Source organism: Streptomyces sp. NPDC127190 (assembly GCF_042672505.1).
Classification (GTDB): Bacteria; Actinomycetota; Actinomycetes; order Streptomycetales; family Streptomycetaceae; genus Streptomyces.
This window is the reverse complement of the sequence record NZ_JBHXVE010000004.1, coordinates 1-12,431: the sequence shown is the minus strand read 5'-3', so window position 1 is coordinate 12,431 and position 12,431 is coordinate 1. Positions and strand designations below refer to the sequence as shown.

At 70.3% G+C, this 12,431-nt stretch carries 7 protein-coding genes and 5 tRNA genes; 5 read left to right on the top strand and 7 right to left on the bottom strand.

The window, feature by feature from the left end:
- Positions 1-64 precede the first annotated feature (64 nt).
- The 7 genes from ACFVIU_RS08130 to ACFVIU_RS08100 form a co-directional block, all read right to left on the bottom strand.
- Positions 65-139 (bottom strand) — tRNA-Asp (locus ACFVIU_RS08130).
- Between the two features lie 95 nt (positions 140-234).
- Positions 235-4,179, bottom strand: coding sequence for an ATP-dependent RNA helicase HrpA (gene hrpA, locus ACFVIU_RS08125; RefSeq protein ID WP_385841367.1), 3,945 nt, complete (start codon positions 4,177-4,179; stop codon positions 235-237).
- A gap of 80 nt (positions 4,180-4,259) precedes the next feature.
- On the bottom strand, positions 4,260-4,601 hold the full coding sequence (locus tag ACFVIU_RS08120; RefSeq protein WP_385841366.1) for a hypothetical protein: 342 nt from the start codon (positions 4,599-4,601) through the stop codon (positions 4,260-4,262).
- 67 nt (positions 4,602-4,668) lie between these two features.
- Positions 4,669-4,742 (bottom strand) — tRNA-Phe (locus tag ACFVIU_RS08115).
- Between the two features lie 24 nt (positions 4,743-4,766).
- Positions 4,767-4,841, bottom strand: a tRNA-Asp gene (locus ACFVIU_RS08110).
- Positions 4,842-4,877: 36 nt separating this feature from the next.
- Positions 4,878-4,950: transfer RNA gene (locus tag ACFVIU_RS08105), tRNA-Glu, on the bottom strand.
- Positions 4,951-5,029: 79 nt separating this feature from the next.
- Positions 5,030-6,619, bottom strand: a complete 1,590-nt coding sequence (locus ACFVIU_RS08100) for a metallophosphoesterase (RefSeq protein ID WP_385841365.1) — start codon at positions 6,617-6,619, stop codon at positions 5,030-5,032.
- Between the two features lie 60 nt (positions 6,620-6,679).
- Between ACFVIU_RS08100 and ACFVIU_RS08095 the strand changes: the two genes are divergently transcribed.
- From ACFVIU_RS08095 to ACFVIU_RS08075, 5 genes are all read left to right on the top strand, one after another.
- On the top strand, positions 6,680-7,030 hold the full coding sequence (locus tag ACFVIU_RS08095; RefSeq protein WP_385841364.1) for a metallopeptidase family protein: 351 nt from the start codon (positions 6,680-6,682) through the stop codon (positions 7,028-7,030).
- A 100-nt stretch (positions 7,031-7,130) separates the two neighbouring features.
- Positions 7,131-7,670: a hypothetical protein gene (locus ACFVIU_RS08090; RefSeq protein WP_385841363.1), complete on the top strand. Its 540-nt coding sequence runs from the start codon at positions 7,131-7,133 to the stop codon at positions 7,668-7,670.
- 225 nt (positions 7,671-7,895) lie between these two features.
- A complete protein-coding gene (locus tag ACFVIU_RS08085) occupies positions 7,896-9,911 on the top strand; it encodes a DEAD/DEAH box helicase (RefSeq protein ID WP_385841362.1) in 2,016 nt (671 codons plus the stop codon).
- A gap of 104 nt (positions 9,912-10,015) precedes the next feature.
- Positions 10,016-11,521: an amino acid permease gene (locus ACFVIU_RS08080; protein ID WP_385841361.1), complete on the top strand. Its 1,506-nt coding sequence runs from the start codon at positions 10,016-10,018 to the stop codon at positions 11,519-11,521.
- Between the two features lie 98 nt (positions 11,522-11,619).
- Positions 11,620-11,692: transfer RNA gene (locus ACFVIU_RS08075), tRNA-Lys, on the top strand.
- The last annotated feature ends 739 nt before the right edge of the window (positions 11,693-12,431 follow it).

The window sequence follows — 12,431 nt, the reverse complement described above, 5'->3', positions numbered from 1 at the left end:
CCCCTCACCCACACACCAGCGCCGCCCCCACACGGTGTGCGACGCCCCCCCCTTCTCTACTGTGCGGTCCTGACGGGATTTGAACCCGCGGCCTCCACCTTGACAGGGTGGCGAGCACTCCAAACTGCTCCACAGGACCAGGTTTCGCGGCGCTTTGTTTCTTTCCTGCGCTGCGAGAAGGACTGTACAGGAGGGTGAGGTGTCTGGTCGAACTCACCCTCCGTGTGCAGTCCGTTACGGTGCCAACGTGTCGATCGCCTTCACGATCCGCTTGTCCGACACCGGGTACGCCGTGCCCAGAGCGTGGGCGAAGTAGCTGACCCGCAGCTCCTCGATCATCCAGCGGATGTCCAGGACGGCGGCCGGCACCGGGCGGCCCTTGGGGAGCTGCTCCAGGAGCCAGGCGTACTCGTCCTGCATCTCGTGCACCTTCTCCATGCGCGTGGTGTCCCGCTGGACGCCCGTCGGCATCTGCTGGAGGCGCCGGTCGGCGGCCACCAGGTAGCGCATGAGGTCGGGCAGCCGCCGTATCCCGGCCCAGGTGACGAAACCGGGCTTCACCAGCGCGTCCAGCTGCTTGCGGACGTCCGTCAGGTTCGCGAGCAGCGCCGGGCTGCTGGTGGCCTTCAGACGGCGCTCACAGGCCTGCCAGGCCGCCAGCACCTGCTGCACCTGGGCGACCGTACGGACCGTCGTGTCCACGATCTCCGCGCGCACCTTGTCGTACAGCTTCCGGTACGACTCCTCGTCCCACACCGGCCCGCCGAAGTCCGCGATCAGCTTGTCCGCCGCCGCCATCGCACAGTCGTCGAAGAGGGCCTGGATGGACCCGTGCGGGTTGGCGGACAGGCCGAGCTTCTGCTGGTTGGTCAGCTTCTCGGACGCGAACTTCGCCGGGTTCACCGGGATGTTGCGCAGGATCAGGCGCCGGGTGCCCTTCCACATCGCCTCCGCCTGCTCGGCCTCCGTGTCGAAGAGGCGCACGGAGACCGTGTCCCCGTCGTCCACGAGCGCCGGGTAGGCCTTCACGGGCTGGCCGGCCCGGCGGGTCTCGAAGACCCGGCTGAGCGTGCCGATCGTCCAGTCGGTCAGCCCCTTGCGCTCCAGGGACTCGCCGCCCTCGCGGGACGCGGTCGCCGCGGCGGCCTGGGACAGCGCCTTGCGCGCCTTCGGCTTCAGCTGGAGCCGCAGCGTCTCCAGGTCCTTGTCCTCGGCCAGCTTCCGCCGCCGTTCGTCGACGATCCGGAAGGTGATCTTGAGATGGTCGGGCACCTTGGACCAGTCGAAGTCGTCCGCCTCGAACGGCACGCCCACCATCCGCTTCAGCTCCCGGGCCATCGCCACGGTGAGCGGCTCCTGGAGGGGCACCGCCTTCTCCAGGAACGCCTTCGCGTAGTTCGGCGCGGGCACGTAGTGGCGGCGGATCGGCTTGGGGAGGGAACGGATCAGCTCCGTCACCACCTCCTCGCGCAGACCCGGGATCTGCCAGTCGAAGCCCTCGTCGGCCACCTGGTTGAGGACCTGGAGCGGGATGTGGACCGTCACACCGTCCGCGTCCGCACCCGGCTCGAACTGGTAGGTGACCCGGAAGGTGAGGTCGCCCTGCCGCCAGGAGTCCGGATAGTCGGCCTTGGTGACCGCCTCCGCCGACTCCCGGATGAGCATCTCCCGCTCGAAGTCCAGGAAGTCCGGCTGCTCGTGCCGCTTCCGCTTCCACCAGGAGTCGAAGTGGGCGCCGGAGACGACGTGTTCGGGCACCCGCTGGTCGTAGAAGTCGAACAGCGTGTCGTCGTCCACGACGATGTCCCGGCGCCGGGCGCGGTGTTCGAGCTCCTCGACCTCGCTCAGCAGCCTGCGGTTGTCCGCGAAGAACTTGTGGTGCGTGCGCCAGTCGCCCTCGACCAGCGCGTTGCGGATGAACAGCTCGCGGCTGACCTCGGGGTCGACCCGCCCGTAGTTCACCTTCCGCTGGGCGACGATCGGTACGCCGTACAGCGTGACCTTCTCGTACGCCATCACGGCCGCCTGGTCCTTCTCCCAGTGCGGTTCGCTGTACGTCCGCTTCAGCAGGTGTCCGGCGAGCGGCTCGACCCACTCGGGCTCGATCTTCGCGTTGACCCGCGCCCACAGCCGGCTGGTCTCCACCAGCTCGGCCGACATCACGAACTTCGGCTGCTTCTTGAACAGCGCCGAACCCGGGAAGATCGCGAACTTGGCGTTGCGGGCGCCCAGGTACTCGTTCTTGTTGCCGTCGCGTACGTCCTTCATCCCGATGTGCGAGAGAAGGCCGGCGAGCAGCGAGACATGGATGCGGTCGCCCGGGGCGTCCTCCTCGTTGAGATGGATGCCCATCTGCTTCGCGACCGTGCGCAGCTGGGTGTAGATGTCCTGCCATTCGCGAATGCGCAGGAAGTTCAGGTACTCCTGCTTGCACATCCGCCTGAACGAGCTGGAGCCCCGCTCCTTCTGCTGCTCGCGGACGTACCGCCACAGATTCAGGTAGGCGAGGAAGTCGCTGGTCTCGTCCTTGAAGCGGGCGTGCTGCTGGTCGGCCTGGGCCTGCTTGTCGGCCGGGCGCTCCCGCGGGTCCTGGATGGACAGGGCGGCCGCGATGACCATGACCTCGCGGACACAGCCGTTGCGGTCGGCCTCCAGCACCATCCGGGCCAGCCGCGGGTCGACGGGCAGCTGGGCGAGCTTGCGGCCGCGGTCGGTGAGCCGTTTGCGCGGGTCCTTCTGGGCGGGGTCGAGCGCGCCCAGCTCCTGGAGCAGATGCACGCCGTCGCGGATGTTGCGGTGGTCCGGCGGGTCGATGAACGGGAACTTCTCGATGTCGCCGAGGCCGGCCGCGGTCATCTGGAGGATGACGGAGGCGAGGTTGGTGCGGAGGATCTCCGCGTCGGTGAACTCCGGCCGGGACAGGAAGTCGTCCTCGCTGTACAGCCGGATGCAGATGCCGTCGCTGGTCCGGCCGCAGCGGCCCTTGCGCTGGTTGGCGCTGGCCTGCGAGATCGGCTCGATGGGCAGCCGCTGGACCTTGGTGCGGTGGCTGTAGCGGCTGATCCGGGCGAAGCCGGGGTCGATGACGTACTTGATGCCGGGCACGGTGAGAGAGGTCTCGGCGACGTTGGTCGCCAGAACGATCCTGCGCCCGGTGTGCGGCTGGAACACCCGGTGCTGCTCGGCATGGGACAGCCGGGCGTACAGCGGAAGGATCTCCGTGAACCGGTACTTCTTCTTCTCCAGCGCGTCGGCCGTGTCCCGGATCTCCCGCTCGCCGGAGAGGAAGACGAGGATGTCGCCCTTGCCCTCGGCCTGGAGCTCCTCGACCGCGTCGCAGATCGCCGTGATCTGGTCCCGGTCGGCGTCCTCCGAGTCCTCCTCCAGGAGCGGCCGGTAGCGCACCTCCACCGGGTACGTCCGCCCGCTCACCTCGACGATCGGCGCGTCGCCGAAGTGCCGGGAGAAGCGCTCGGGGTCGATGGTGGCGGAGGTGATGACGACCTTGAGATCCGGCCGTTTGGGCAGCAGCTGTGCCAGATAGCCGAGCAGGAAGTCGATGTTGAGGGACCGCTCGTGGGCCTCGTCGATGATGATCGTGTCGTAGGCGCGCAGCTCGCGGTCGGTCTGGATCTCCGCGAGCAGGATGCCGTCCGTCATCAGCTTGATGAAGGTGGCGTCCTGGTTCACCTGGTCGGTGAAGCGCACCTTCCAGCCGACGGCTTCGCCGAGCGGCGTCCGCAGCTCCTCCGCGACCCGCTCGGCGACGGTGCGCGCGGCGATCCGGCGGGGCTGGGTGTGCCCGATCATGCCCCGGACGCCCCGGCCCAGCTCCAGACAGATCTTCGGGATCTGCGTGGTCTTACCGGACCCGGTCTCACCGGCGACGATGACGACCTGGTGATCGCGGATGGCGGCCGCGATCTCGTCCTTCTTCTGGCTGACGGGCAGCTGCTCGGGGTAGGCGACCGCCGGCACGCGGAGGCGCCGCTCGGCCATGCGGGCCTCGGCCCGGTCGACCTCCGCCTCGATCTCGGCGAGGACGGCGGCACGGGCTTCCGGCTTACGGATCTTGCGCGCGCCCTCGAGCCGCCGCCCGAGCCGGTGCGCGTCACGCAGCGACAGCTCGGTCAGACGGGGGGCGAGGGTGCCGAGGGCGGGGGCGGGATGCGTAGACATACGCGATCCAGGATCTCACCCCGCCCGAAAAACGCGCGAACGATTTGCCCCGGGCCCGGCGAAGCCCAGGACGAGCCGCCCTAGGAGGCCCGCTGCGCGGGCGGTGCCGACGGCGCCGAAGGAGCGGGCTGAGCGGGCGGCGTGGAGGCGCTGGGCTGTGCATGCCCCCCGAGGCTCACCGCCCTCGCCGTGTTGGCGACGGCCTTGATCCCCAGGTACGCCGTCGTCATGCTGCTCACGGCCGTGAACGCGGCGGTGAGGACCCCGACGATCACGCCCTTGTCCCCGTCGAGCCGCCACACCCCGATGCCCGCGACGGCGACGATCGCCAGATTGCTGAAGAGGACCGCGAGCAGCCCGTACCGCGCCCGCGTCTTCTCTATGTCGGTGTCCCGGACGACCTTGCTCTCGCTGCCGCTCATCGTTCCCCCACGAAGAACCACCGGTAACGAAGAAGGCCCCGTTCTGACGAACGAGGCCTTCTGGCTGTGGCTGGGGCCGGGGTCGAACCGGCGACCTTCCGCTTTTCAGGCGGACGCTCGTACCAACTGAGCTACCCAGCCACGGTGTTTCACGTGAAACACCAGCGGTCCTGACGGGATTTGAACCCGCGGCCTCCACCTTGACAGGGTGGCGAGCACTCCAAACTGCTCCACAGGACCAAGCGTGTATGCAACAGTGTCGCACACGGTAATGCGTGCCCCCAACGGGATTCGAACCCGTGCTACCGCCTTGAAAGGGCGGCGTCCTAGGCCGCTAGACGATGAGGGCTATCGGCCCGCCTGGCGCTTCTCAGCGCGTCGGGGACGTGAGAAGCATATGGGATGGCGGCGGGGATCGCCAAAACGGTTTACGGGGAGTGGCGGGACGGCGCCCCGGACGGGGTGCCACCGGGGGCCGAGCCGGGGTGGTTCTGGTCGGCCAGATGGCGGCTGACCTCGGCCGTTGTCAGTCCCAGTCCGCCCAGTTCGATGGCGTCCCAGGCCTGGAGCCGGTGGTCGTGCCGGTCGAAGTAGAGGATCGAGGCCTCGATCGGCGCCGGGTACGAGCGCTCCACGGCCCGCAGCCCGCTGCCGCCCGTGGACCCCTCCATCCGCAGCAGGGTGCCGAAGGGCAGTGTCTCGGCGCCCTCGTGGTGCAGATGCCCGCAGAGCACCAGCGGCACCGTGCCGTCCGTCTCGCGGGCCGCGGCCGGCTCGTGCGCGACGGCGACGTCCACCGGGGTGCCCCGGGCCTTCTGGTCCCGCAGGGCGCTGGCCAGCCGGTCGCCAGCCAGCCGCTCGGCGGCGTCACCGCCGGGCACCGTCGAGCGGTCGGGGGTGAACTGGGGATCGCCGATGCCCGCGAACCGCAGCCCGGCCACCGTCTCCGCCCGGCCGCCGTCCAGCACATGCACGTTCTTCATGCGCTCCAGATAGCGCTGGGTGGCCGCGGAGTCATGGTTGCCCCGCACCCACACATACGGCACGCCCAGGCGGCCGGCCGGGTCCAGGAAGGCGTTCTCCGCCGTCGTGCCGTGATCCATCGTGTCGCCGGAGTCGACGATCACATCCACCCGGTACTGCTTCACAAGCGACGCGATGATCTTCCAGCTCGCAGGGTTGAGATGGATGTCCGACACATGCAGCACCCGGAGGGTGGAGGGGTCGGGCTGGTAGGCCGGGAGGGTGGACGTGACGTCGTACAGCTTGGTCACGTTCGTCACCAGGCGCGCCAACTCCTGCTGGTAGACGTCGAATTCGGTGACGATGCTGCGTGCGTTGCCGATCACGGACGGGGCCGAGGACAGCAGTCCGGAGAACTTCGGCTCCAGTACCGACTGCGGGTTCCAGGTGGCGTACGCCGACGCGCCCGAGGCGCCGAGCAGTGCCAGGGCCAGCCCGCCGGCCGTCAGGGCGCGGCGCGGGCGCCGGTAGACGGCGAGGCCGAGCGCCGTGGCGCCGACGACGACGACGACGGCGGCGCAGGAGCGCACGGCGAGATCGAGGGTTCCGTGCTCGACGTCGTGGACCACCTGGCCCTGGAGGCCGGAGAGCCGCTCCGGGTGGTCGACCAGGGCCTGGGAGCGCGCCGGGTCCAGTTGGTCGACGTTGACGTCCAGGCGGACCGGCGCCACATGGCTGTCCAGGGTGAGGGAGCCCAGCGGGGACACGTTGATCTTCGTACCGCCGCTGAGGGAGGGCCGCAGGGCCATCGTGGTGTCCATCGGGCCGACCGGGGTCCGTACGTTCCCGACGACCAGCAGGCCCAGCCAGGCGCCGACGAGGACGACCGCGGTCAGGCCGAGCGCGCCGAGCCAGGGGCGGCGCCGGGCGGCGGTATTCAGCTCAGGGAGGTCCAGGTCGGGCAGGTCCGGGGCGGAATGCGGGCGGGGACGGCGGGCGCGGCGGGCGGTCCGGATCGGCAGGAGGCGCAGGGCTGCGCGGGGGACGCGGGCCATTGGTCCCGTATGCCCAAGTCCCAGCCGCGCTATGCGGCATCGGTACCGGACAATGACCCTGTGCTGGAGATGACGCGCGAGGAGTTCGAGGAACTGGTCGCCGAGGCGCTGGACCGGATCCCCCCGGAGCTGACGCGGCTCATGGACAACGTGGCCGTCTTCGTGGAGGACGAGCCGCCCGCCGACGACCCCGAGCTGCTCGGGGTCTACGAGGGCACCCCGCTGACCGACCGGGGCGAGTGGTACGCCGGCGTCCTGCCGGACCGGATCACCGTCTACCGGGGGCCGACGCTCAGGATGTGCGAGACCCGCGAGGACGTCGTCGCGGAGACCGAGGTGACCGTGGTCCACGAGATCGCCCACCACTTCGGCATCGACGACGCGCGTCTGCACGGCCTCGGATACGGGTGAGCCGCGGCCGGGCCGGCGGTGCGCACGCGGCGCGTGTCCTCCTGCGGGCGGCGGGAGTTGGGGAGGTTGACTCCTTCCCTCGCCCTCGGAGGTGGCCGCCGTGCGCCCCTTGTACGTACCTGTCCGTCTGGTCGTCACGGCGCTGGCCGTCTCCGTCGCCGCAGGCTGCGTGAACGTGGGCGCGAACGCGGACCCGGCCCGGCCCTCCCACGCGACGGACCGGCACGGCGCGAAGGCCCCCGACGGCGGGCCCGCGCCCGGAGTGGCCGGCGCCGGGCGTGACGAGGCCGCGGGCGGCGACGGCAAGCACGGCGACGGCGGCAAGGCGAAGCCCGGGGAGTCGGCCTCGGCCTCGGCCGCCACCCCCTCCGCCGGGGACAGCGCCTCCACCGCGCCCCGGCGGCCCCCCGGCAAGCCCGGCAAGCCCGCCCCGTCCGCGCAGCCCGGCGATCCGGCGCCGACCGACACCCCGCCGCCGCCCCCGGCCACCTCCGCCGCCCCGCCGCCGCCCCCGGCCTCCACCCCGCCCCCGGTCACCTCGGCGCCGCCGTCGGCCGAGCCGTCCTCCTCAGCGCACGAGCAGACCGGCACCCAGCTGGTGCAGCGGGAACCCGCCCCGGAGGCGGGGGCGCCCGCGTGAGGGAACGCGCAGCTCACCGGGGTCGCCGGGAGATCGGTTTGCCATCAGGGGTGGGAGGTGCGTATGGTGGTAGATCGTTTGATCCCATTTGCCCGGCGCCACCACAGAGCGCGCCGTGTGGCGCGTACTCTCCTTTGCCGTGGCGGACCGCATTGAGGCGGTCGTGAGCGAATCACGGAGTTGACGGGCGCGTGCCGAAGAGACTCCGGAAGGTTTCGCATTCGCATGTCCGTGTCCAGTACTGACCAGATCGTCGTGTCCGAGAACGAGTTCGAGAACGACTCTCTCGTGGAAGAGACGACCGAGGTCACCGAGGCCCCCGAGGCCGCTGACACCACCCCCCAGACCACCTTTGCCGACCTCGGCCTCCCCGAGGGAATCGTGCGCAAGCTCGCACAGAACGGCGTCACCACCCCCTTCCCGATCCAGGCCGCGACCATCCCGGACGCCCTGACCGGCAAGGACATCCTCGGCCGTGGCCGCACCGGCTCCGGCAAGACCCTCTCCTTCGGTCTGCCGACCCTGGCCACGCTGGCCGGCGGCCGCACCGAGAAGAAGCGGCCGCGTGCCGTCATCCTCACGCCCACCCGTGAGCTGGCCATGCAGGTGGCCGACGCCCTCCAGCCCTACGGCGACGTCCTCGGCCTGAAGATGAAGGTCGTCTGCGGCGGCACCTCGATGGGCAACCAGATCTACGCCCTGGAGCGCGGCGTCGACATCCTCGTCGCCACGCCCGGCCGCCTGCGCGACATCATCAACCGCGGCGCCTGCTCCCTCGAGGACGTGCAGATCACCGTCCTGGACGAGGCCGACCAGATGTCCGACCTGGGCTTCCTGCCCGAGGTCACCGAGCTGCTCGACCAGGTCCCGGCCGGCGGCCAGCGCATGCTCTTCTCCGCCACCATGGAGAACGAGATCCAGACCCTCGTCGACCGCTACCTGAACAACCCGGTCTCCCACGAGGTGGACGCGGCCCAGGGCGCGGTGACGACCATGTCGCACCACATCCTCATCGTGAAGCCCAAGGACAAGGCGCCGGTCACCGCCGCGATCGCCTCCCGCAAGGGCCGCACGATCATCTTCGTCCGCACCCAGCTGGGCGCCGACCGCGTCGCCGAGCAGCTCCGCGAGGCCGGCGTGAAGGCCGACGCGCTGCACGGCGGCATGACCCAGGGCGCCCGCACCCGCACCCTGGCCGACTTCAAGGACGGGTACGTCAACGTCCTGGTCGCCACCGACGTCGCCGCCCGCGGCATCCACGTCGACGGCATCGACCTGGTCCTGAACGTGGACCCGGCCGGCGACCACAAGGACTACCTGCACCGCGCCGGCCGTACCGCGCGTGCGGGCCGTACCGGCACGGTCGTGTCGCTGTCCCTGCCGCACCAGCGCCGCCAGATCTTCCGCCTCATGGAGGACGCCGGCGTCGACGCGGCCCGCCACATCATCCAGGGCGGTGCCGCCTTCGACCCGGAGGTCGCCGAGATCACCGGCGCCCGCTCCATGACCGAGGTGCAGGCCGAGTCCGCCGCCAACGCCGCCCAGCAGGCCGAGCGCGAGGTCTCCCAGCTCACCAAGCAGCTGGAGCGCGCCCAGCGCCGCGCGACCGAGCTGCGCGACGAGGCCGACCGGCTGGTCGCCCGGGTCGCCCGCGAGCGCGGCGAGGACCCGGAGACGGCGGTGGCCGAGGCCCAGGCGACGGCGGCCGAGGAGCTGGCCGTGGCCGAGGAGGCGACGGAGCGCGAGACCGAGCGCGAGGAGCGTCCGGCGGCTTCGGCGTCGTACGAGCGCCGTGAGGAGCGTCGTCCCTTCGACCGTGACCGCGGTGACCGTGGTGGTCGTGGTGGTTTCGAGCGTCGCGAGGAGCGTCGTCCGTTCGACCGTGACCGCGGTGAGCGTGGCGACCGCGGTGGCCGTGGTGGCTTCGAGCGCCGTGACGACCGTCGTCCGTTCGACCGTGACCGCGACGAGCGTCGTCCCTTCGACCGGGACCGTGGTGAGCGTGGCGACCGTGGTGGCCGTGGTGGCTTCGAGCGCCGTGACGACCGTCCGGGCTTCCGCCGTGACGAGCGCGGTGGGCACCGGGGCAGCGACCGTCCGTTCAACCGCGACCGCCGCGACGACCGTCCGGGCTTCCGCTCCGGCGGCCACGAGCGCCCGTACGGCCGTCGTGACGACCACCGTGGCACCGGCTCCTTCGGCCGCCGCGACGACAAGCCGCGCTGGAAGCGCAACGGCTGACGCCGAGTGACCTGACGAAGGGCCCGTACGACTCCGGTCGTACGGGCCCTTCTTCCGTCCGCAGTGACGCATGTCACGTCCCCGCCGAGGGAATTGCTGGGGGCATGACAGAAGATGCGCGAGTGGACACGCCGTCGGACGAGGAACGGCTCGCCCAGCTCGGTTACACCCAGGTCCTCGCCCGCCGCATGTCGGCGTTCTCGAACTACGCCGTCTCCTTCACGATCATCTCCGTCCTCTCCGGCTGCCTGACCCTCTATCTCTTCGGCATGACCACCGGCGGCCCGGCGGTCATCACCTGGGGCTGGGTGGCGGTGGGACTGATGACCCTCTCCGTGGGCCTGTCGATGGCCGAGATCTGCTCGGCCTACCCGACCTCGGCCGGCCTCTACTTCTGGGCCCACCGCCTGGCGCCGCCGCGGTCGGCCGCGGCCTGGGCCTGGTTCACCGGCTGGTTCAACGTGCTGGGCCAGGTGGCGGTGACCGCGGGCGTCGACTTCGGCGCGGCCTCCTTCCTCGGAGCCTGGCTCGACCTCCAGTTCGGCTTCGCGGTGACCCCCGGCCGCACGGTCCTGCTCTTCGCCGCGATCCTGCTGCTGCACGGCCTGCTGAACACCTTCGGCGTGCGGATCGTCGCGTTCCTCAACGACGTCAGCGTGTGGTGGCACGTGCTGGGCGTCACCGTCATCGTCGGCGCGCTCGCCCTCGTCCCCGACCACCACCGGTCCGCGTCCTTCGTGTTCACGCACTTCGTCAACGAGACGGGCTGGGGCAGCGGCCCCTACGTCGTCCTCCTCGGCCTCCTCATGGCGCAGTACACCTTCACCGGGTACGACGCCTCCGCCCATATGACGGAGGAGACCCACGAGGCGGCCACGGCCGGCCCGCGCGGCATCGTCCGCTCCATCTGGACCTCGTGGATCGCGGGCTTCGTCCTGCTCCTCGGCTTCACCTTCGCCATCCAGTCCTACGACCGCGAAGTCGCGTCCCCCACCGGCGCGCCCCCGGCCCAGATCCTGCTGGACGCGCTCGGCGCCACGACCGGCAAACTGCTGCTCCTGGTGGTGATCGGCGCCCAGCTCTTCTGCGGGATGGCCTCCGTCACCGCCAACAGCCGCATGATCTACGCCTTCTCCCGCGACGGCGCGCTGCCCTTCTCCCGCCTCTGGCAGACGGTCAGCCCGCGCACCCGCACCCCGGTCGCGGCCGTCTGGCTGGCAGCGCTCGCCGCCCTCGCGCTCGGCCTGCCCTACCTGATCAATACGACGGCCTACGCGGCGGTGACCTCGATCGCCGTGATCGGCCTCTACATCGCGTACGTCATCCCGACCTTCCTCCGGGTCCGCAAGGGCACCGCCTTCGCCCGCGGCCCCTGGCACCTGGGCCGCTGGTCGGTCCCCGTCGGGGTGGTCTCCGTGCTCTGGGTCCTGGCGATCACGGTCCTCTTCATGCTTCCGCAGGTCTCCCCGGTCACCTGGAAGACCTTCAACTACGCCCCCGTCGCCGTCCTGGTCGTCCTGGGCTTCGCGGCGGTCTGGTGGGGGGCGTCGGCCCGGCACTGGTTCCTCCGGCCCGCCCCAGCGGCCGCCCCCGACCGGGCCGGGAAGTGACGGCCTGGGACCCGAGACCCCGCCCGACGCGGCCGGGTCGCCGATACTCGATCGGAGACCCGGCCCGCTCCCGCTATGCTCGGACAGGCAACAACGCTGGGCCCTTAGCTCAATTGGCAGAGCAGTGGACTTTTAATCCATTGGTTGTGGGTTCGAGTCCCACAGGGCCTACCGTCCGCAGGCGAGCCATACGGCCTCTGACCTGCTGCGCAGCGCCCGCATCGGCTCCGGCCGGCGCGGGCGCTGCGGCGTTTCCGACGCCACGTCAGCCCCCCACCGGGCGGGACCGGTCGAGCGCCGGCCACCCGGCCCGACCGACCGGGCCGACGGGCCCCCCGACCGGCCGCAGCCGCCGTTTGACATCCCCCATACGGGCCCGTAAAGTTCTTCGGGTTTTCCGGTGTGAGGCGCTGACCCTGGTCGGCCCCGGAGAGCCATCCCTCAAGTACAGCCAAGAATCGGCGACACGTCGTCGGGTGCTTCGGCGTGTGTATTTGCGGAATGAGGAATCCGCGTCCGAAAGGACACGGCCCCCGATTAGCTCTGGGGCCGGGAATCCGCTAGAGTCTCACTCGTCGGAACGGCCCGCAACGGCCGGAAAGACAACCCCCGCCGACCGGGAATCAGGTCAGAAAAGATCTGATAGAGTCGGAAACGCAAGACCGAAGGGAAGCGCCCGGAGGAAAGCCCGAGAGGGTGAGTACAAAGGAAGCGACCGTTCCTTGAGAACTCAACAGCGTGCCAAAAATCAACGCCAGATATGTTGATACCCCGTCCGTCGGACACTGTCCGATGGTCGAGGTTCCTTTGAAACAAACACAGCGAGGACGCTGTGTGCGAGGGGACTATTCCTCCTCTCGCACCGCTCTCGTGGTGTTCATCCCGATTACGGGAAAACATTCACGGAGAG

Bases quoted from the DNA above. Each gene is read 5' to 3' on its own strand.
- hrpA (WP_385841367.1), bottom strand. From the start codon at position 4,179: ATGTCTACGCATCCCGCCCCCGCCCTCGGCACCCTCGCCCCCCGTCTG.
- ACFVIU_RS08080 (WP_385841361.1), top strand. From the start codon at position 10,016: ATGACAGAAGATGCGCGAGTGGACACGCCGTCGGACGAGGAACGGCTC.
- ACFVIU_RS08120 (WP_385841366.1), bottom strand. From the start codon at position 4,601: ATGAGCGGCAGCGAGAGCAAGGTCGTCCGGGACACCGACATAGAGAAG.
- ACFVIU_RS08085 (WP_385841362.1), top strand. From the start codon at position 7,896: ATGTCCGTGTCCAGTACTGACCAGATCGTCGTGTCCGAGAACGAGTTC.
- ACFVIU_RS08100 (WP_385841365.1), bottom strand. From the start codon at position 6,619: ATGGCCCGCGTCCCCCGCGCAGCCCTGCGCCTCCTGCCGATCCGGACC.